Annotated in this window: 16 protein-coding genes; 7 read left to right on the forward strand and 9 right to left on the reverse strand. The window is 60.1% G+C overall.

Going from position 1 to position 20,830, the window contains the following annotated elements; translation table 11 throughout:
• The first annotated feature begins 1 nt into the window (after position 1).
• Both V8P77_RS17080 and V8P77_RS17085 read left to right on the forward strand, forming a co-directional pair.
• Positions 2 to 1,411 (forward strand): FAD-binding oxidoreductase, encoded by a 1,410-nt coding sequence (locus tag V8P77_RS17080; protein ID WP_335913502.1) that lies wholly within the window; start codon positions 2 to 4, stop codon positions 1,409 to 1,411.
• Complete coding sequence (locus V8P77_RS17085; protein WP_335913503.1) at positions 1,408 to 1,989, forward strand: NAD(P)H-dependent oxidoreductase; 582 nt, start codon at positions 1,408 to 1,410, stop codon at positions 1,987 to 1,989. Before V8P77_RS17080 ends, V8P77_RS17085 begins: the two co-directional genes overlap by 4 nt.
• Here V8P77_RS17085 and V8P77_RS17090 read toward each other — a convergent pair.
• The 3 genes from V8P77_RS17090 to V8P77_RS17100 form a co-directional block, all read right to left on the reverse strand.
• Positions 1,986 to 2,375 carry a RidA family protein gene (locus tag V8P77_RS17090; protein WP_222358067.1) on the reverse strand — a complete coding sequence of 130 codons (390 nt, stop codon included), beginning with the start codon at positions 2,373 to 2,375 and terminating at the stop codon, positions 1,986 to 1,988. The genes V8P77_RS17085 and V8P77_RS17090 overlap by 4 nt on opposite strands.
• A gap of 237 nt (positions 2,376 to 2,612) precedes the next feature.
• Complete coding sequence (locus V8P77_RS17095; protein ID WP_335913504.1) at positions 2,613 to 3,635, reverse strand: methyltransferase; 1,023 nt, start codon at positions 3,633 to 3,635, stop codon at positions 2,613 to 2,615.
• A gap of 650 nt (positions 3,636 to 4,285) precedes the next feature.
• Positions 4,286 to 6,163, reverse strand: coding sequence for a HAMP domain-containing methyl-accepting chemotaxis protein (locus V8P77_RS17100; RefSeq protein ID WP_335913659.1), 1,878 nt, complete (start codon positions 6,161 to 6,163; stop codon positions 4,286 to 4,288).
• Positions 6,164 to 6,372: 209 nt separating this feature from the next.
• Between V8P77_RS17100 and V8P77_RS17105 the strand changes: the two genes are divergently transcribed.
• Positions 6,373 to 7,086 (forward strand): 4'-phosphopantetheinyl transferase family protein, encoded by a 714-nt coding sequence (locus V8P77_RS17105; RefSeq protein ID WP_335913505.1) that lies wholly within the window; start codon positions 6,373 to 6,375, stop codon positions 7,084 to 7,086.
• On the opposite strand, the gene V8P77_RS17110 is transcribed toward V8P77_RS17105, so the two are convergent.
• Genes V8P77_RS17110 through V8P77_RS17120 form a run of 3 tightly spaced genes read right to left on the reverse strand, consistent with a single transcriptional unit; the run spans position 7,059 to position 12,641 of the window.
• Positions 7,059 to 8,417, reverse strand: a complete 1,359-nt coding sequence (locus V8P77_RS17110) for a lysine N(6)-hydroxylase/L-ornithine N(5)-oxygenase family protein (protein ID WP_335913506.1) — start codon at positions 8,415 to 8,417, stop codon at positions 7,059 to 7,061. The genes V8P77_RS17105 and V8P77_RS17110 overlap by 28 nt on opposite strands.
• A complete protein-coding gene (locus tag V8P77_RS17115) occupies positions 8,414 to 12,403 on the reverse strand; it encodes a non-ribosomal peptide synthetase (protein ID WP_335913507.1) in 3,990 nt (1,329 codons plus the stop codon). Before V8P77_RS17115 ends, V8P77_RS17110 begins: the two co-directional genes overlap by 4 nt.
• A 19-nt stretch (positions 12,404 to 12,422) precedes the next feature.
• Complete coding sequence (locus tag V8P77_RS17120; RefSeq protein ID WP_335913508.1) at positions 12,423 to 12,641, reverse strand: MbtH family protein; 219 nt, start codon at positions 12,639 to 12,641, stop codon at positions 12,423 to 12,425.
• A 204-nt stretch (positions 12,642 to 12,845) separates the two neighbouring features.
• Between V8P77_RS17120 and V8P77_RS17125 the strand changes: the two genes are divergently transcribed.
• The 3 genes from V8P77_RS17125 to V8P77_RS17135 are packed head-to-tail and all read left to right on the forward strand — an operon-like array spanning position 12,846 to position 16,451.
• Entirely contained in the window at positions 12,846 to 13,835 is a 990-nt protein-coding gene (locus tag V8P77_RS17125) for a GNAT family N-acetyltransferase (RefSeq protein ID WP_335913509.1), read from the forward strand.
• Entirely contained in the window at positions 13,832 to 15,253 is a 1,422-nt protein-coding gene (locus V8P77_RS17130; RefSeq protein WP_335913510.1) for an MATE family efflux transporter, read from the forward strand. The genes V8P77_RS17125 and V8P77_RS17130 overlap by 4 nt, the downstream gene beginning before the upstream one ends.
• Before the next feature lie 10 nt (positions 15,254 to 15,263).
• Positions 15,264 to 16,451, forward strand: coding sequence for a PLP-dependent transferase (locus tag V8P77_RS17135; RefSeq protein WP_335913511.1), 1,188 nt, complete (start codon positions 15,264 to 15,266; stop codon positions 16,449 to 16,451).
• Here V8P77_RS17135 and V8P77_RS17140 read toward each other — a convergent pair.
• Positions 16,342 to 17,001: a sigma-70 family RNA polymerase sigma factor gene (locus tag V8P77_RS17140; protein ID WP_335913512.1), complete on the reverse strand. Its 660-nt coding sequence runs from the start codon at positions 16,999 to 17,001 to the stop codon at positions 16,342 to 16,344. The two genes, V8P77_RS17135 and V8P77_RS17140, sit on opposite strands and share 110 nt — an antisense overlap.
• Before the next feature lie 163 nt (positions 17,002 to 17,164).
• On the opposite strand from V8P77_RS17140, the gene V8P77_RS17145 reads away from it, so the two are divergent.
• Positions 17,165 to 17,656: a GNAT family N-acetyltransferase gene (locus tag V8P77_RS17145; RefSeq protein WP_335913513.1), complete on the forward strand. Its 492-nt coding sequence runs from the start codon at positions 17,165 to 17,167 to the stop codon at positions 17,654 to 17,656.
• A gap of 83 nt (positions 17,657 to 17,739) precedes the next feature.
• Here the strand turns inward: V8P77_RS17145 and fhuF are convergent, their stop codons facing one another.
• The gene (gene fhuF, locus V8P77_RS17150; protein ID WP_335913514.1) at positions 17,740 to 18,522 is read right to left on the reverse strand and encodes a siderophore-iron reductase FhuF; all 783 of its coding nucleotides are present in this window, start codon (positions 18,520 to 18,522) and stop codon (positions 17,740 to 17,742) included.
• A gap of 9 nt (positions 18,523 to 18,531) precedes the next feature.
• The gene (locus tag V8P77_RS17155; RefSeq protein ID WP_335913515.1) at positions 18,532 to 20,712 is read right to left on the reverse strand and encodes a TonB-dependent siderophore receptor; all 2,181 of its coding nucleotides are present in this window, start codon (positions 20,710 to 20,712) and stop codon (positions 18,532 to 18,534) included.
• Positions 20,713 to 20,830 lie beyond the last annotated feature (118 nt).

A 20,830-nucleotide genomic window follows, 5' to 3' on the forward strand; every position in this document is an offset into this window, starting at 1 on the left:
CATGGCCGATTATCAGAAGATCAAAAAGGAACTCGAGGGCATCGCCGTCGAGGACAATCCGGCGCTCGTTCGCCAGAAGAGCCGGGATTTCTATTGGTACTCGCCGATCCTGAAGGCGCAGCTCGACAATGTTTCCGCCGATCTCGTCGTTACGCCGAAGACCGAGGAAGAGGTCATAAGGACGCTGAAGGTCGCCTATGCCCATGGCGTGCCGGTCACGCCGCGCGGCGCCGGCACCGGCAATTACGGCCAGGCCATGCCACTTTCCGGCGGCATCGTGCTCAACCTTGCGGCGATGGACAAGATCAAGGAGATCCATCCCGGCCGCGTCATCTGCGAACCCGGCATCGTGCTTGCCCAGCTCGACAAGCAGACCAAGGCCCATTCCGGCCAGGAGCTGCGCTTCCACCCCTCCACCGCCCAGACGGCGACGGTCGGCGGCTTCATCGCCGGCGGCTCGGGCGGCGTTGGCTCGATCACCTGGGGCGGCTTGCGCGACCTCGGAAACATCCTGCGCCTGCGCGTCGTCACCATGGAAGCCGAACCGCGCGTGCTCGACCTCACCGGCTGGGATCTCCAGAAGGTGAGCCACGCTTACGGCACCAACGGTATCATCACCGAGATCGAGATGCCGCTTGCGCCTGCCTATGACTGGGTCGATGTGCTGGTCGGCTGTGACGATTTCATGGAAGCGGTGCGCTTTTCCGACGCGCTGGCGAAATGCAACGGCATTCTCGTCAAGGAAATTGCCCCGATCGCCGCTCCCATCCCTCACGACTATTTCACCCGCCACAAACCCTACATCCGTCAGGGCCAGTCGATCGTCGTGCTGATGATCGCGCCGCACTCCATGGATGCTTTTCTGGCTTTTACGGCGGCGCAGAAGGGCGAGATCATGTTCCGCTCCGACAAGGTGGAAAGCATGCGTGGCATCCCGCATGCCTACGAGCTTGCCTGGAACCACACGACATTGCGCGCGCTGAAGGTCGACCCGAGCTTCACCTATCTGCAGGTGCAATATCCGGGACCGGATCATGTCGCCAAGGTTCGGAAGATGGTCGAAATCTTTGGTGACGAAGTGCCGGGTCATCTCGAATTCATCAAATTCGACGGCCAGATCCAGTGCTCCGGCCTGCCGCTGGTGCGCTATACCACCGAGGAGAGGCTGGAGGAGATCATCAAGATCCACCAGGACAATGGATGCCCGATCTTCAATCCGCACCGCTATACGCTCGAAGAAGGCGGCATGAAGCGCACCGACGCGGTGCAACTCGCTTTCAAGCAGGAAACCGATCCGAAGGGCCTGCTCAATCCCGGCAAGATGATCGCGTGGGAAAATCCCGATTTCGATTTCAACGCCGGCAAGAATTATCTCTTCCCTGGCCTGGCGGCCCTGATGGAGGCCTCATGAGGGTTCTCGTCCTCCACTCTCACCCGGTCGAGGAAAGTTACGGCAAGGCGCTTTACCGGCAGACCGTCGAGAGCCTGCAGAAGGCGGGGCATAGAGTGGATGCCTGCGACCTCTATGAAGAGCGGTTCGATCCGGTGCTCTCGCGCCACGACCGGCTCGTCTATCACGACTATCCGGAAAACCTGAAGCTGGTGGGATCGCATGTCGAAAGGTTGAAGGCGGCCGAGGGGCTGGTGATCTGCACCCCGATCTGGAACTTCGGCTTTCCGGCGATCCTGAAGGGATACTTCGACCGCGTGTGGCTGCCTGGCGTTTCCTTCGAGCTGGTCAACGGCAAGGTGGAATCGCGGCTGCGCCATATCCGCAAGCTCGCAGCCGTCCTGACTTATGGCGCAACGCCCTTCCGCGCCTTCGCCGCCGGCAACCCGCCGAAGAAAATCGTCAAGCGCGTGCTGAGGGCGCAGATCAATCCGGTGAGGCCGGTGACGTTCCTCGCCCATTACGACATGAACAATTGCACGCCGGAGACGCGGGCAAAATTCCTCACCCGCGTCGGATACGCGATGGAGCGCTTTTAGAAAATTTTCGCGGCCGTCACTTCCACTTCGACTAGGAACTCAGGGCGCGTAAAGCCGCCAATGACGAGCAAGGTGGAAACCGGCTTCGGATCGAGCGTATAGCGATCCCGCACAGCCATATAGGCCGGGAAATCCTCGCGGCGGGTGACGAAGCCCGAAATGCGGATGACGTCGGCAAAACTCATTTCCGCCTCTTCGAGGATCGTCTTGATCGCCTTGAAGCAGAGTTCAGCCTGAGCAGTGATATCGCTCGGAACAGTATCGTCGAGACCGATACCAAGCTGGCCCGAAGTGACCAGGAGCGATGCGCCGGGCGGCACCAGCAGGCCGTGATTGTAATTTCCAAAAGGCCGGCGTACCGAGGCCGGATTGAAGGTCTTCTTCATCGATCTGAAATTCCTGAGGGCTGCAGATATCAAGCCTACAGGATGCGGCGGGATATGAGAATATCGCCTGCGTCCATAATGTTTTGCGACAAAAAGCAGGACGACCGCCTTGAACGGAATCGAACCGCCGGGCACGAGCAAATGCGGCGAACGATAAGCGCTTTTTGTAGCGGCCACATGCTTCAGCGCAGCGACTCGGCAGGTGTCAGCTAGGCGACGCAGATGACGGTCGACCGGCTATTCAAAGAGAATAACGCTTGCCGGAGTTGGTGGCATCGATTTGACCGTGACGCCGGCAAGGCCGGCAAGTCTTGCCATCTCGGTCAACTCACTTTGCGTATAAGCCTGGCCAGCCGGCGTGCTGGCGAGCATCTCCCAGGAGAACGCTGCGGGAAAAGGCGGCGACACGCCATCTTCGTTCGGCACGAAATCGACCGCGACGATCCGACCATGCTCTGCAAGGCTGGCGATGATCTTTCGCAACAGTTGGGCGCATGTCGGCAAATCGAAGTGGTGCAGAAAATTCGGAAGCAGGACAAGGTCATAACCCGTGCCCCACTCAACATCGAAAGCACTGCCGGCTATCGTCTGGTACCGGTGAGCCACGCCGGCTTTTTCCGCATTCTGCCTCGACAGCGCTAATACGGCGGCCCAGTCGACGGCGACGATCTCCGCCGTTGGAAAGGCCTTCGCAATTTCGATCCCGAAAACGCCTGGACCTGCAGCGATGTCCAAAACCTTTTTGGGAGGCCTCGGCCAGCCGGAGATTTCGCCAGCCAGCATTTTGGCGCTGAGCCCGGTAAAGGAGCCCATGCCGCGCGCAAACTTCAACCAGACGGGGTTGTCTGCCGACACGTTCGCAAGCCCGGACGAACCGCCGTTTCGCACGACGGCGGCCGGATCGCGCAGAAAATTATCCAGTATTTCGGGTGCGGCCGTGAACTCGACGGCCGCGCCCATATAGGCCGGCGAATTGCGATCGAGGAACATTCTGGTCGAGGGCGTCATTCGGTACTGTCCGCTCTCCTTTGTCAGAAAACCATGTACCACAAGGTAGTCGCACAGGATGCGCACCCCACGCTCCGAGGCGCTTGTTGCCGACGCCAGCGATGCTGCCGTCTTGCCCTCGTTTATATGAGTAAAGAGATCAAGTTCGATGGCCGCCCTTATCGCCGCCGTCTTTCGGCACGCAAACAGTGCATCGACTACGAGTTCGGGCGACACTACGCCAACACGGGCGTCCTCGACGATTGTTTCCATGGGATATCCAGAGCCCTCGATCAATCTTGCCTAGCAGCGGCAGCCGCGGAAATTATGCGCATATCCGCATATTCTACAATACTTAACGCGCTAACCCTATCGGGTGCCCGCCTCAAATGGCCGAGCTGTCCTGCCGGCCCCGCCGACACTATGGTACGCATTGCAGACCGGCGAGCCTGAGGTTCAATGCGGCAGGACTCAAAGAGCTGTCGACTTGCTTTGGTATTGTGTGTCCCGGAATCGCAGAGAGTGGAAAATGAAATCTAGATCGCTCATTTTTGCTCTATCCGCTCTGCTTGCGACGGCTGTGAATGCCGCGGAGGACGAAGCCCGCCACCCTCACTTCGCGCCACTTATAGCGGGACAGGGAGGCGAGATCGAAGGATGCTACACGGCAATCCTAGGCACGCGATGGATCCCCTGCGTGTAGTTCTACGCGATGGATGGTTTTGTTCACACAAAAGAAGGCGGAAGTTGAAGCTCGCGACTACCAGGACAAAACAGATCCATGGCCACATACTGGATCAATGCAGTAATCAGAAACCAACCCATCGGCATCGAAATCGCTCTCTGGCCAGTGCTCAAAGAACGAACGCGACTGGAACCGCCGGCAGGTTGTCTCATGTATCTGATCTGAAGTCAGATACGCGTCATCTTTGCATCACGCGCCGATGAGCGACCAACTGGATTGGCTTGTTGCTTTCGAAAGCTCGCCCGCTGCGCTGCCCGTCTGCAGCACTTTTGTCGCCGTCCAATTGAAACTGGTTGACCAGATCCCGCAGGCGGCCTGCCTCGGAGGACAATGAGGCAACGGCAGCCGTCGACTGCTCGACCATCGCTGCATTTTGCTGGGTCGCCTGGTCCATCTGATTGACGGCCGTGTTGATCTCGGCAAGTCCAGTCGACTGCTCGCGCGCCGATGTGGCAATCGCATCCATGAGTTGGTTGATCTGGACCACGTACTCACCGATCGACTTCAGCGAGGTTCCGGTTTCAAGAACCAGTTTCACGCCATTTTCCACCTCAGTTGATGACTTTTGAATAAAGCCTTTGATTTCCTTGGCCGCTTGAGCGGCACGCTGGGCAAGCTCACGGACTTCCTGGGCGACAACGGCAAAACCCTTGCCCGCCTCACCCGCACGGGCAGCTTCAACGCCGGCATTCAACGCCAGCAGGTTCGTCTGGAAGGCGATTTCATCAATTGCACCAATGATATTTGAAATCTGCTGTGAACTGTCTTCGATGCGTCGCATGGCCTGTTCCGCCTGAGAGACGACCGCTGCCGACCGCTGAGCGCTGATATCGGCTTCTTTGGCCACGTTGCGTGCCTCGTCAGTGCGTTTGGTCGACATCGTCACGTTCGACGTGATCTCGTCCAAGGCTGCAGCCGTCTCCTCGAGAGAGGCTGCTTGTTGTTCGGTACGCTTGGAAAGATCCTGCGCGGCAGATGCAATTTCACCGGTACCATTATCGATGCTGTGCACCGTCTGGAGGACTGCGCCGATCGTCGCGCCCAATTGCCGGAGCGAAGCGTTGAAGTCTTCGCGCAAGGCTTCGTATTCGGCTGCAAATTGCTCCGAAAGCTGGAAGGATATGTCGCCTGATGCAAGCCGCCGGAGACCTTCGCCCAATGTCGTGGTCGCGAAGCGCAGTTGTTCCGCCTCGCGTTCGGCGCGCTGCTGAGCTGCGGCGCGCGCTGCTTCGCTCTCGCTGCGGGATTCGGCGGCTTCCTTCTCGAGCCTGACGACGTTCAGGGCATTCTGGCGGAAGATTTCAACCGCACCGGCCATTTCGCCGACTTCGTCGGCGCGACCGGCATAGGGAATATCGCTGTCAAGATCGCCATCGGACAAGCGCCTCATGGCGGAGGCGATGCTTCGGATTGGGCCGGCGATGCCGGAAATTGCAAAGAAGATGCCGGCCACAGCAAGAAGCACGGCCAGCGCTGCGATCGTGGCCGTCAGCATGAAAGCGGATTGTGCGGAAGCACCGCTCGCGGCCACAAAGCCTTCGGCTTGGCTGAGAATAAATGCGGCCAGGTCCGCCACCGCCTTGTTCACCAGCTCGGCTTGCGGCTCCATGTTTTCCTTGAAGAAGCGGATTGCTTCAGGCGTCTTTCCGTCATTTTCAAACGCGATCATCTGCTCTGCCAGCGCGCGATATTTGGCGAGTTCCGGCTTGATCTGATTGATCAGTTCGCGCCCCCGCTCGGTACGGACGCCTTTTTCGTATTCGGTGACAACTTTCTCGAGCGCGGCAACGGCGGCATCGATTCTTTGCTGCCCGACATTCCGCTCTTCCGCTGTATCCTCCAGGAGGGAATGGGCATAGACCAATTTCAGGTCGAGGAAGTCATCCTTGATCTCGCGAGCCGTCACAAGCCGCTGCATCCAGAAAGTCCCGATTTGCTCGGTATTGGCACGAAGTGTCGAAATCGTGCTCAGCGAGACATAGGACAGACCAACCATGAACAGGCTGATGATCGAGAGCTTTAGGATCAGGGCTTGTTTGATACTCGGGCGTTTCATGCTGGTCTCCTCGATGGTAGCTGGGACGACCGGCTTGCCGGCTGATGCAAGATCTCGCACCGGATTCCATAATTTAGTATTAACTAAACAACACTCCCGCTTCATTTCCGAAGATCTTCCGAGTTGACCAATACTTCCGCGATCAATTAAACGCGTTACGACCCAGAGTTCTTGAAAATTCAGGGAGATAGCAGCCATGGCGAGCGAAAATGCACCAATCTGAAGATCAACCTGCCAGCATTGAAATCGCGCTCTGGCCGTATTCCGGGAACGGAGGCGACCGGAACCGCTGGATGCAGTCGCTTTCACCGGATGAAAGGGAGCGCGCCGCGACCTACCGTTTCGAACGAGATCGGGCCGCGTTCATTGCCGGCCGCTATCTCCTGCGGCGGCTGTTGAGCGTGCATACCGGGACATCGCCGGGCAAGCTCGTATTGTCTCCGGACAAGCACGGCAAGCTAAGGCTTGAGGGAGATGACAGGCTGCAGTTCAGCCTCGCCAATGCCGACGGGCTTGTGGCGGTCGCTGTCGCTTCAGGATGTGACCACCTGGGAATAGACTGCGAACGCACCGATACCGAGATCGAAGAGGCGGCAGTGGATAGCTATTGCAGTGCAGACGAACGGCGCCGGCTCGCGCAATTGCCTGCGCCCGAACGCGGGCACGCGGCTGTCGCACTCTGGGCGCTCAAGGAGAGCCATCTGAAGGCGCTCGGCGTCGGGTTGCGCGAGGATCCCCGCAACATTGTCTTTTCCTGGAAGGATGGCGTCCCTGTTTTGGCCGGTGATCACGATCGGCGATGGCATCACCGCCTGGTCGAAAGCGGCAGCCAGTACGTCGTTGCGCTGGCTGCCTGCTCTCAATTCGGGATCCCCCGCATTTCGACACGGCTGTTTCAGGACGACAGCATGCCGTCTGAATAGCCGGTCCGGAGCTGGTGAGGCATTGCGGAAGCGGTCTCCGTCGCCCAGGCCAGTTGCGCATTGTCGAGTTCCGCGTCGAAATGCTGCCGGCCGAGAAGCGCATTGACGATGGTTGCGCTGCGCCAGGCCATCAGGCTCAGCTGCGAGTCGGCGATACCGTGCGAGTATCGGCCTGCATTCTGCGCAAACAGCCGGTTGGTCCGCGGACCCGCCCACTGCATCGTGTAATCGTCATTGAGGATGGGATAGCCGCTTCTGTCGAGCGTTATCCTGTCGCCCAGCGAGCCGAGAGCCTCCGGCAACCGGAACCGATAACCGGTTGCCAGAACCACGGCATCGGCATGCAGCACCTCGATCCCGCCGTCGAATTGGTTCCTGACGATCAGCCGATAGGCATTGCCGTTCCGCTCCATCTGGATCACATCGCGGTTTGGCGCCAGGGATGCATTGAGCGTGCTTGGTTCGAGATAACGCAACGCATAAAGGCGGCGGTAGATCGAATGAATCGTCGAAATCGACAAGCCGTCGCTGGTCAGGATCGAGTTCCTCAAGGCGGCCTGCTTCTGCTCGCCGCTAAGCTTCAGATAGGCCTGCACGTATTCCGGTGAGAAGACCTGGTTCGAAAACGGTGTATCATTGATCGGCTCGAAATTATGACGCCGGCTGATCCATGTCAGCTCCTTCATGGAACCGGGATCGGCAAGCAAGGCTTCGACGACCTCGCCGCCGCTTTGACCGCCACCAACCACGACGATGCGCGGGGCGGCGAGATCGCTGAGACGCGACCTGGCCTCGCTGTTATGAAAGCAATCGGCACCCAGGAACGGTTTTGCCCAGTCTGGCACAAAGGGCGACGACCCCGTGCCGATCACCAGGTTTCGCGCCTCCTCCTGACCGTTGTCGAACCGCAGGAAGAACCGGTCGTCGCGGTGCTCGACGTCGCGGATCTCCGTTCCAAAGCGCAGGCCGTCCACGCCGTTGGCGACCCAGGCGAGATAGCGCGCGAACTCCTGCCGGGGGACGGCATCATAATTGGCGTTCAGGAAGGCGTAGAGCCTCTTATGGGCAACCAGATAGGAGACGAATGACCAGCGGCTGGTCGGCAGGACCGGCGTGACGAGGTCTTTCAAAAAGGACGACTGCAGTTCGACGCCGGGCATCATCATGCCGGGATGCCAGTCGAACGATGGGCGCCGCTCGAAGAAGCGGCTCCTGATTTCGGGCACCGACTCGAACAGGCAGGCGAGGCTTAGATTGGAGGGCCCGATGCCGATGCCGGCAATATCGAGCGGCTCGTTCACGGCATCCCTGCGGGCAAAAGCGACGGTCATGCGATATCCTTCTCTGTTTCCTTGAGACGCAGGGCAAGCCTTGAGTGGAAGGCGGGAGACCCGATCATATGCAGATGGTTGGTGCCGGTGATGATTTCGGCCGCATGCGCCCGCGGCGACAGGCGGCGCCAATCGATCAGGTTGAGGCCGCGGTTGAGGCTGTCGTCGGCAGCCCAGGGATAGATCGGCACATCGTGAGGAACGAGCCGGTGCTTGCGGAAGATCAGGGCATTGTCGATCAGTACCCAGAACGTATGTTCGCGACTGCTGATATCGGGCCCATCGTTTGGAAGCGGATCCTTTTCGTCGCCGACGAAGCGCAGGAACTGATCGTAGGTATCCGCGTCCATCGTCGACAGCAGCCGGTCCCACTCAGGACGCATCGCCGTTCTTCCAAGCCATGCCTCTACGTCTCGATGAAGCTCGTCGCGCTCGCCCGGCCGGAACCTCGGCTTTGCGCCGATCGCGAATTCCGATCCGAGATCGCAAACGTCGACCATCGCCATCATTCTGACGTCGACTTCGTTGCCCAGGGTGCGGGCAGCCTCATAGGCCAGAAGACCGCCCCACGACCAGCCGAGGAAATAGCAGGGCGCGCCTTTGCTATGGGTCCTGATATAATCGACGTAGCTCTCGATGATCTCTTCGACCGGAGCGCCGACTTCCTTCTTCTCGGAAAGCGAGTGGCAAATGAAGCCGGTCGCCGGCTGATCGGCTCCGAGATAGTCGACGAGCTTGACATATTCACGGGTGCTGACGAGAAGGCCTGGGAAGCAATAAAGCCGCGGCTTGGCGCCGGAAGCGCGCAGCACGATCACCTCAGACAGATCCCGTTGGTCTCCCTGCTCCATCACGCCGGCAAACGAGCGCACGGTCGGATTGTTGAAGATATCGGCGACGATGAGCGGGGTTTTCGGCCGGCGCTGCCGCAGCAGCGAAAGGATGCGGATTGCGCCGAGCGAATTGCCGCCGATGACGAAGAAATTATCCTCGACGCTGATTGCTTCCAGCTTGAGAACCTGGCGCCATACATCCAGCACCTCTTCTTCAAGCGCGGTCGCCGGCTCGACGATGGCACGCTTGACCGGCTGCGGCGCCGGCAGTGCGAAGCGGTCGAGCTTGCTGTTTGGATTGGTCGGCATTTTTTCCAGTTCGACCACGGCGGCCGGCACCATGTAGGATGGCAGGCTGCGCTCAAGGCCGGCGCGAACCGTCTCGACATCCAGCTTCTCGTCCTTCTTGGGAACGACATAGGCGACGAGCGCCTTCTCGCCGGCATCGTCATCACGCAGGACGACAAGGGCTTCGCCGACACCGGGTTGCTGGAGGAGAGCCGCTTCGATCTCGCCCAGCTCGATCCGGTAACCGCGAAGCTTCACCTGATGATCGACACGGCCGACGAATTCGACGGTTCCGTCGTCGCGCCAACGCGTCAGGTCGCCGGAGCGATAAAGCCGGCCGCCATCGCTCGAGAACGGATCGGGGATGAAACGGTCCGCTGTCGTGTCCGGCTTGCCGAGATAGCCGCGTGCAATACCCTCACCGCCGATATAGAGTTCGCCCGTCACGCCGATCGGGCACGGGTTAAGGTCGGGGTCGAGCACATAGACGCGCCTTAACCCGACGGCGCGGCCAAGCGGGGCATAGACCCCCTGAAACTTGGTGCCGGCCCTCACTTTCCAGACCATCGGCGTCATGATGGTTTCAGTCGGTCCGTAACCGTTGATCAGCCATTCCGATTTCAGCGCTCGCGACAGGAGATCGAAGGTCGGCTGCGCCAGCCCCTCGCCGCCGAACGAGTAAAGGCGCATCGGCGGCGCACCGTCCGTGATATCTGCCCATTCCGCCAGTTGCTGCAGATAGGTGGTCGGGATACTCGCATTGTTGGCGCCGTGCTTGCGCATCGCCGTCAATGTCTCTTCCGGTGTCCACAGCGGCTGATCGGGAAGGATGATGCTGCCCCCCTCCATCAGCGGGTTCATCCATCGCTCATGGCCGCCGTCCGAACTGAAGGGCAGGAACGGCAGCTCGCGGGAGTCGGAGCTCATGCCATAGACACGCGAGGTGTTTTGCAGATGGTGCGTCAGCGGCCCGTGCTCGACGGCGACACCCTTCGGCAATCCCGTCGATCCGGAGGTGTACATGACGTAGGCGAGCTGGTCGTTGTGCGTGGGAATATACAGCGGCGTATCCGGCTCACTTTCGAGATCGATCTTGTCGAGTTCGAGAACGATCGCGTCGAGTTCTTCCGGCAGGCGATGGCGCAGCCAGCTGTGCGTGAGGACGATCTTGACGCCGCCGTCGCGCAGGATGTGGTGGTTGCGCACCGGCGGATGGTCGGGTTCGACGGGAATATAGGCGCCGCCAGCCTTCAGGGTCGCGAGGATGCCGACGATGGCCTCCGGCGAGCGCTTGATGAAGATGGCGACCGTCACTTCGGCGCGAACGCCGAGCTGCCGCAGCCGATGGCCGAGGCGGTTGGTGCTCGTCTCTAGCCAGCCATGGCTCCACTCTTCGTCGCCATAGACGATCGCGGTCTTGTCAGGCGTGCGGCGCGAATGGGCCGAGATGAGCTCGTGCACCGGCCTGTCGTCGTTGACGATGTCGTCCTCGTAGGGCGCAGACAACCAGTCGAGCTCGTCGCTGCCCATGAGTTGGATATCCTTGATCCGGAGATCCGGCTGTGCGACGATCTGCTCCAGTACCAGGCAAAAATGCCTGGCGACACGGGCAATCAGGGCGCCGTCATAAAGATCCTGGGCGTAGTCGATCAGCCCGTATGCGGCACCATCAGGACGCGCCTCGATCACCAGGGAGAACTCGCTGTCAGCGCGCGCGCCCGATGGTTCCAGATTTGTCGCCTGGCTCGGGACGGAGTACGGCTCGCGGAATTCGAACAGCGCCTTGACCACCGCTTCCTGGGCGGCCGCCTCGTCGATGACCAGTTCCTGCGTGATGCGCTCCAGCGGCACGAGCCGGGCAAGCCCTTCCTCCGTCACCGAAGAGATTGCTGCGGCGACGTCATCGAGGGAATGTCTGGAGGTCAGTGTAAGGACGAGTGGGAGAACCTGTTCGGCGCGGCCGCGGCTGGCGAAATGTTCGGTGTGGGGCCGCGCGACGAGGAGACCGGTCAGCAAGGCATAGTTGCCGCTATAGCGTGCCAGCAGAGCGCAGAAGGCGGCGTGAAGCATACGCTCGACCTGAACGCCCTTGCCCCCGGCATGCCGCTCGAGTTTGCTCCAGAGGCCGGGCTCGATCGAAAATCGATGCTCGGCGCGCGCAACGCCTGCCAGCCCGCCGCTATTGAAGCGGGTGGGGAAGGTCGATGCCGCATAGTCGACACCGATGGTGTCGCGCCAATAGGCAAGTGCTTCCCGTGCTTCGTCCGTCTCCAGCCAATCGGCCTCCCGTGTCCCGGCCGAGATTTCTAGCGGATGCGCATCGCCGACGGGCTCGCCATCGAGAATTCGCGCCAGCGACCCGGCAAGAACTGATTTTTCGCGGTCGTCGCAGATGATCGGATGCAGCACGATCGTCAGAAGCGATTGCCCGTCGGCAAGCAGGATGATCTGGATGCGTGCACCGGGGCCCTCCAGCAGATCGAAGCGCTTGTCACGGAAGGCTTTCTGGGCGGCCAACGCATCCGCCGCGGCAAGAGAAGTGCCTTCGCCGACCATCTCGATCGGCACCGCATTCGATGCGCCGCGATATTGCTCGATGCGGCCGCCCGCCAGCCGGCGGAAGCGGGAGGCCAGCGACGGATTCTGCGCCACGAGCGTCCGGCAGGCGCCGGCGATCGTCTCGACGTCGATCGCCGGGCTCAATCGCAGCCCGATGACCTGGTCTGGAAAAACCGTATAGTTGCCGATCTGCTCCAGCGACCAGATGCGCTTCTGCGCGATCGTCAGTGGGAAGCTCTCGAAGACGGCGTCCACTGCCGCATCGGTCGGGTAGGCATCTGCAAAATTTGTGATCTGCTTGTTCATCCGTGCCATCCAGCCTTTTTCAGAGACGCGCATCGCCGGCCATAGCCGAGCGCAAGGAAAGCGGGCGCGGATCTGCCCAGACGTCACGGATATGCGCCAGGCATTGCTGGCGCGAACCGGTAAAACCCTCCGGCTCCCAGCCAATGGGAATTCGCTTGTCCTGCGGCCAGACAGAGTAGTGATGCTCGGTGTCGATGACGGCGATCCAGAGATCGTCGTGAGGTTCAAGATTATCCATTCGCAGCTCCTGCGGTGATGATGGTCATGCGCAAGTGACGGATCCGGCAGGCTGTAGTTTAGAAAATTGATGAGAATTTTTTCTTCGCTTATCCCTAAATCTGCCGGGAGATGGATCGTCATTCTACCAAATCGGCGCAGAAACACGCTTCATGCTCAGAGCGCCAAAAGCCCGGCCGGCTCCTGGCTGGCCAAGGAGAACATCATGGATTTCGACGCCGTCAAACAAAGGCGCGCGCTGCAGTCGCGCAGCTACGTCAGCCTCGCCCCCAATCTCATCCACCTCAAGACCGCTTACGGCCACCATGAGGCCGCATTCGAGGTTGAGGCCGGCATCGCGTCGGTGACCTTCTACCATGGCGATCCGGTGCAATCGGCAGAGCTTCTGATGGCAGCCGCCGAAGCGTTGACGGCAGAAGATCGCTCGATCACGTCAGTCGTTTTCGAAGGGCATCAGGCAAGCCTTTCGCCGCACATTGCGGCCCCGGACGGAAGGCTCGATTCGGCGATCCTGTGGCAATGGCCCTCGCTGTGGTTGCCGCAGCTCTTCTATCCGCTGCCGCCCGTGCAGGAGATGACTGCGGGCCGGTATCATCCGCGCCGGCCGGCAAAGCCGAAGGGCACGATCTACCGGCGCTTCATCCCCTGGCTGGAACGGGAAATCACCTTCACGGTGGCCGATCCCGAGACCGATCTTGCAGCATTTCATCGCTGGATGAACGATGAGCAGGTCAACACGATCTGGGAGGATGCAGGTTCGATCGACAAGCATCGGGAGATTCTGGAGGCAAGGATCGCAGACCCGCATGTGCTGCCGCTGATCGGCAGTTTCGCGGACATTCCCTTCGGTTATTTCGAGGTCTATTGGGCAAAGGAGAACCGGCTCGGTCCGTTTTACGATGCCGACGACTATGATCGTGGATGGCATGTGGCGATCGGCGAGCCCGGCTATCGCGGCAAGAAATGGATCAGCGCATGGCTTCCCTCGCTGATGCATTTCATCTTCCTCGACGATCCACGCACGAAACGCATCGTCGGCGAGCCGCGCGCCAGTCACGAACAGCAGATCCGCAACCTCGACCGTTCGGGTTTTGCCAAGGTCAAGCATTTCGATTTTCCGCATAAGCGGGCGCTGCTGGTCATGCTCGGCCGCGAACGTTTCTTCGGCGATCGTCTCTGGGTGCCTGCATCATGAACGATATGAGCGACGTCAGCGGCAGCTTCCGGAGACGGCCGCGTCTCGCACCGGAAGACCTTGGCAGTCCTGAGCTTTTCAGGCTGCTGCTTCGGCTTGGACTGCCGGCCATGTTCGGCCTGTCGATCAATGCCGCCCATCATACGATCAACATGATCTTCGTCGGAATGATCGGTGAAGACCAGATCGCGGCGATCATGATCGTCCTGCCGATCCTGATGCTGATCGCCGCCTTCGGCGAGGGGATCGGCGTCGGCGTCGCAACGGAGGTCGGACGCACGCTCGGCGCCGGCAACCGGTCCCGGGCGGGTGCCATTGCCTCGATCAGTCTTGCTGCCGGCGTCATCTTCGGCGCGGCAAGTGCCATCGCAATCGTCGCATTTCCAGATCTGCTGCTGTTCGGCGCCACGCCTGCTCTTCAGCCGCTCGCGCAGCATTATCTGATGATCATTGCGGTCTCGGTGCCGCTGACGATGGCGCAGATCATTCTCGATTTCCTGGCGATCGCAGAGGGCAATGCCCGCTTCAGCATGTGGACGCTGGTCGCCTGCTTTGCGCTGAACATGATCCTCGACCCGATCATGATCTTCGGCTTCGGCCTCGGCCTGCAGGGCGTTGCGATCGCAACCATCCTGTCCCAGCTCGTCGCGCTTTGCATCTACGGCGCCTACCACGCCAGGCGACTTGGGACGGTTCGGCTGACGTTTGGCTGGCGATGGCGAGATATCGGCTATCTCAAACCTGTCCTTGCTGTGGGCGCACCGACGACGCTGACCAGTCTCGCAACCGCAGGCGCGATTGCGGCCGTGGTATCGCTCGCCGGCAGCTATCACGGAGAAGCCGGCATCGCCGGCGTCGGGATTGCCTTGCGGCTGCTCGCGGTCGGAACCCTCCCCGTCATCGGCATTTCACTCGGAGCCCAGTCGATCCTGAGCTTTGCCTGGGGTCGAGGCGATACGGCCCGGATGCTGTCGGCAACCCGCATCCTTACAGTGGTCACAACTGCCGTGAGTGGCGCCTATGGATTGGCCGCGCTCGTTTTCTCCGAAGAACTTGCCTCGTTCTTCACCGACGATGCGATGGTGATCGGGATCGCGGCACAAGCGATCATCGCGACCCATCTTCCCCTTCTGCTGTTCGGCCTGCGGCAAACGGTGCTGATCCTCTTCCAGGCCCAGGGCAGACCGAAAGCGGCGGTTGCCATCGGTCTGGCGCAGAATGGCTATCTTCTTTTTCCGCTTATTGCTCTCCTGCCGCCGCTCTTCGGCTTTTCAGGCTTGTTGGCAGCAATATTCCTGGCCTCTGCCTTGACCGGCCTGCTGTCGGCCGTTTGCCTGGCGAGGACGCTCAGCGCGCTCCGGCAGCGCTCTCCCGACCATCTGACCTCCATCCGTCCATATCCCAGCTTTTGTCCATGAGAGGATGACCATGAACCAGTCGATCAACCCGCACGACCTTGGCGCCCATGCGGTCGCTGACGATCTCTTTACGCCTGTCGATCCGGCGGCATTCAACGCCGTGTCTCCGCCGATCTTCCAAACGTCGCTCTTCACTTACGACAGTTACGAGGCGATGGAGGATGTCTTTGCCGGACGCACGCGCAACTACATCTATTCGCGCGGCGACAATCCGACGGTTCGCGAATTCGAACTGCTGGTCGCCCGCCTCGAGGGAGCAGAGGACGGACGTGCCTTCTCCAGCGGAACGGCTGCCATTACATCGACAATTCTCAGCCTTGTTGAGGCAGGCGACCGGGTCGTTGCGGTCCGCCATCTCTACAATGATGTCTACCGCCTTCTGGTGAAGCTGCTTGCCAGGCTCGGCGTCGCGGTGGATTTCGTCGATCCCGCCGACCACGACGAGGTCCGCAAGGCGCTGTCGGGTGCCAAGCTGCTCTACCTTGAAAACCCCACATCCTTCGTCTTCGAGCTTCAGGACATTGCGGCGCTGTCGGCCATGGCAAAGGAGGCCGGCGTCACCACCATCATCGACAATTCCTGGGCAACGCCGCTCTTTCAAAAACCGATCCAGCATGGCGTCGATATCGTCATTCACGCCGCCTCGAAATATCTCGGCGGTCACAGCGATACGGTCGCCGGCGTCGTCGTCGGTTCGAAAGAGGCCATCGCCAGGATCAATGCAACATCCTACCCCTATGTCGGCGCCAAGCTGTCACCGTTCGAGGCCTGGCTGCTGTTGCGCGGCATGCGCACGCTGCGTCTCCGTCTCAAGGAGCATGAGCGCAGCGGGCTTTTGCTGGCCGGGCGGCTGAAGGAGCATTCTGCGATCGGACGCGTTCGTCACCCGGCATTCCAGGAGCATCCCGGAAGGGCGACGCTGACGGGTTATGCCGGGCTGTTTGCCTTCGACCTCAATCCCGATATCGATGTCGCACGCTTTGTGAACAGCCTTCGCGATATCCGTCTCGGTGTCAGCTGGGGGGGACCAGAAACGCTGGTGGTCCCCGCCAAGGTCGCGCTGCAGATCCCCGACCGGATGACCTCCTTCATCCGGTTCGGCGTGAGCGAGCAGACGGTTCGTTTCGCCGTTGGTCTTGAAGAGCCGGAACTGCTGTGGAGCGATTTGCAGCAGGCGCTGCACGCGGCGAAACGCTAGGCTGTTGCCGGTGTGCATGATCGGGGCGGAAGGCAGGTTCGGCGATCGCCAGATGGCAATGTTCCTCTGCCGCCTTGATCATGAAGTTGACGAGGGTCCTTGAGACGCCGAGCTCGGCTGCAATATCCTTCTGCGGAACGCCGTTGAGGCGATGGCGAATGAAGGCATCGTTGGTTCGCTTCGGCAGCGCCTCGAGCGAGGCAAGCACATTGCGCAGGGTCTCGGCAGCGACGAGCTGGTCGAGCACGGTGGGGACGGGAGCCGTGATCTCCTGAATCTGGTCTATCGACCTATGGTTGTTCATCTTCTGGCGTCGCCGGCGGCTCTCGTCGAGTGCGAGATTATAGACCATGCGGAAGGCGTAGCCGATCGGGCAACGAATGTCATCGGTTTTGACCCCATAGGCTTTAATGACTCCATCTTGAAAGATATCCTCGGAATATGACTTTGATTTGACAACGCTTTCAATCGTTTTAAGGAGCTTGTCCTTGTTTTCGATCATGGCGTTGACCACGGCATTTCCGTTCACATCACGATGCAATGCTTGCATTGTCCTGTACCCTTTTTACAAATGGAAAATCAGGCTCTGTCGTTGCTGGCCGGTTCGGTCTCGGGCTCCTTTTTCGAGCTGAAGTACACGATTTGATTGCAGTTTCTATTTTAAGGTGATAACAGGAGTCAAGTTTAAATCGACCGATCAGAGGCGAGAAAAAATGGGAAGAACAATTGAGATCCTGACCGGCAAGGCAGAGCTCTGCCGATCGATCATGGGGGCTTTGCCCGACTGGTTTTCAGAACCTGAGGTCATCGAAGCGAGCGCCCGGGCGATCGAAGACCTGCCGGTGTTCGGCTATGTCGAAGCGGATGTCGTGACCGCGTTGATGGCCTTGAAGCCGCACCCGCCCGGCGCCGTCGAGATCGCGCTGATCGCGACACGACCGGAACATCACGGTCGCGGCGCCGGACGCCATCTCATCGATGCGGCCGAACGTTTCGGACATGAATCGGGTGCCAGGCTGCTGACGGTCAAGACGCTCGCCCCGCGCGGCCTCGACGAACCCCAGTTCGAGGCAACGCGGCGCTTCTATGACCGGAACGGCTTTGTGCGGGCTGAGGTCTTTGCAAAGCTCTGGCACGAGGACCATCCATGCCTGTTCATGGTCAAGCCACTCGCTGGTGTCCAGGCAGGTGAGACTGCGCTTTGAGACGACGGGACTTTCTGCTTGGCGCGCATCGGCAATAATTGGCGCGCAGGGCACCCGTCTCTACACGCGGCGGACGATAGGAGCTAGTGTCGCCCCTCCGGCAGCGGGCAGGCTTCGCCGCAGCCGCCGACGCCAGGCAGGTTATAGCGCAGGCAGCAGACTTTCCGGCGCACGAATTCTAGTCCGCATTGTTGGCGCGCAATGCGGATCATGCCGAACATCGGGTTGCGCCCGCCGCCCGGCCATTGAGCGTCTTCCAGCAGCGCCAGGCCGCCTTCGACGAGGACAGGCTCATAGCGATGAGCGATCTCCTTCAGAATCCAGGAGAGATAGGCCGCAACATTGTTCCAGAGAAGCTTCGGCGCGACGCCGGCGTTGGCGGCAATCGCTGCGACGAGAGGTTCGGCGTGGCCGCGCATCAGCCGGTGAAGCTCAGCGGCCGGATCGGTGGTAACGTTGCGCCTTCCGGACATCACGAATGCCTCCGGTTCGCCTGTCTGTTCGTTGCAGACGAGTGAAAGCCGATCGATCCCCAGCGGCAGCCCGATGCGGTGCACGAACATATGGACGCTGGGTGCGATCGTCAGCATGCTGAAATAGTAGAGCGTCCACATCGAGACGATGGCGCGGCGATCGCTGCCCGGGAATTTTTGCGCATATCGGTCAATGATATCGTCGAAGATCGCTCGGTCGCAAAGATCCCTGCAGGAAACGACGATGCCCGTCTGCGGAAGAGCGCTACGCAGCTTGCCGCGGCAGTAGGAGAACGGGCCGTCGCCCACCAGACCGTCGAGGTCGACGGCCTGGTGGGCGACAGGATGGTCAGCGATCAAGGTCGGGCGCTGGAAGACCCCGTTTGTCTCCATTGCCGTGCCTTACCACCGGTATTTCAGGGTGCCGGTCATGTTGCGGCCCTGGCCGAGATAGCAAAAGCCCTCGTTGCAGACAGTGTCACGTTCGTCGGCAATGTTACGGATATTGAAGGCGGCCGTCAGGCCCTCATATTTCTTGTCGACCGCGCCGAAATCATAAGCGGCGGATGCATCGACATAGAAACCCGAAGGGTTCTTCGAAGTATTGGCGGTATCCGTCCAGTTCTCGCTGACGTAACGGACACCCGTGCCGACCGACAGCCCGTTGAAGGGATTGGTTTCCTGGAATGTATAGTTGGCCCAGAGGCTTGCGACATGTGACGGCGTCACGGCTGGCGTATTGCCCTCGTTGTTGCCTCCGGTCACCTCGGAATGATTGTAGGTGTAGGCTGCAATGAGATCCAGGCCGTCGGCGACTGCCGCGCGGGCTTCAAGCTCGATGCCATTTCCCGTCACTTCGCCGAGCGAGTCATAGGCAAGAGTCAGCGGATTGACCAGCACCGGCTTGTTCTTTTCGACGATGTGATAGGCGACCGCCGACAGCAGGATATCGGTGCCGGGCGGCTGGTACTTCACGCCGAATTCGTATTGTTCACCCTCCGTCGGCTCCAGGATCTTGCCGGATGTCGACCGGTTGGTCACCGGATCGAAAGAGGTCGCATAGGAGACGAAGGGTGCAATGCCGTTGTCGAAGAGGTAGAGCGCACCGGCTTGCCAGGAGAAAGCGTTCTTGTTGACGTCTTCCGAGTCGTTCAACCCGAAGGAGGGGTAGGTCGTATCTCGCGTCTGCTCCACCCAGGTCTGGCGGCCCCCGAGGTTGAAGCGCCAGTTTCCGGCCTCGATCTGGTCCATGGCGTAAACACCGACCTGGCGCATATCGGCGTCGGCAACGATGAAGTTGTAGGCCGGCGTGGCGCCCGAGACACCATAGGTCGGGTTGGCGATATCGAAATCGAAGGCCGAGTTCACCGCCCCGATGCCATAGCCCCAGTTCGACTGGAGATTGGTGTAATCGAGCCCGAACAGCATCGTGTGGGCAAGCGGACCAGTATCGAATTTCGCTTCGAGCTGGTTGTCGACCTGGAAGACGTTCATCTCGTCCCTGATCGAACTCGCGTTGCGATGCGCGACGGTCCCGGTCCAGTTGGAGACGCCGAGGTAGCGAGCGCGAAGATCGAGATGCGAGTAACGCAGGTTCTGGCGGAACGTCAGGCCATTGTCGAATTCATGCTCGAACTGATAGCCGACCTGCTGCTGCTTGACCTTCTGGTAGTCATAGTCGGGATCGCTCTGCCTGATGTCGAGTATTCTGCCGTCCAGGGTCGTGATCGCGCCGACATTGGAGTCGGTCTCGTCGGCCTGCGCCAGACCGTACACCGTGAAGGTCGTGCCCTCGTCCGGCTTCCAGCTAAAGGACGGCGCCAGGAAATAGCGGTCGTCGGCAATATCGAAGTTGGTGTCGCCGCGGCGGGCAAGGCCGACGATGCGATAGAGGAAATCGTCGTTGTCTTCGCTGATCGGCCCGCCGAAATCGAACATCGCCTGAACTCGATCCTTGGTGCTGTAGGAAACACCCACTTCACGGATCGGCTCTTCGGTCGGAAACTTCGATATCTTGTTGACGAGGCCGCCCGGCGATCCCGAGCCGTAGAGAACGGATACCGGTCCCTTGATCACCTCGACGCGTTGCAGCTGATAGGGATCGGTGCGGAACATGCCGTAATTGATGTAGGGCTGGCGCAAGCTGTCACGATAGTCGCCGACCGTCGTAACGTTGAAGCCGCGAATGAAGATCTGGTCGAAGCGCGGATCGAAGCCGTTCGGCCCGGTCGTCACGCCGGCCGAATAACGCACAGCCTCGATGATGCTTTGGGCACCACGCTGCTCGATTTCCTTCTCGGTGGTGACCGAGACTGAACGCGGCGTCTCGACGAGCGGCGTGTTGATCTTGGTCGCGGCCGAACTGTTCTTGGCAGCAACGGACGTCCGGTCGGTCTTGCTATCAGAGGATGCGCCTTGAATGACGATCGGTTCCAGCGCTGTCGCGCCGGCATCTGCGGATGCGCTCTGGGCTGATGCCGGCGATGCCGCCATGCCGATCAGGACGACCGCTGTCGTTAAAAATAAGCTATCTCTATAAATTCGCGATACATTATTAGACACATTCAAAAAAACACGCGCCATTGCTTGGTCCCTACGTCACGGATGCGGGCGGAACCTATGGAGCGAAATTCTCTCTGTCAACATAAGATGATTATTTTAGTCACCTTTAGTCGATGAAATCCCGCGCTCAACATTCTCG

This window comes from Rhizobium aouanii (assembly GCF_037002925.1).
GTDB lineage: Bacteria > Pseudomonadota > Alphaproteobacteria > Rhizobiales > Rhizobiaceae > Rhizobium > Rhizobium aouanii.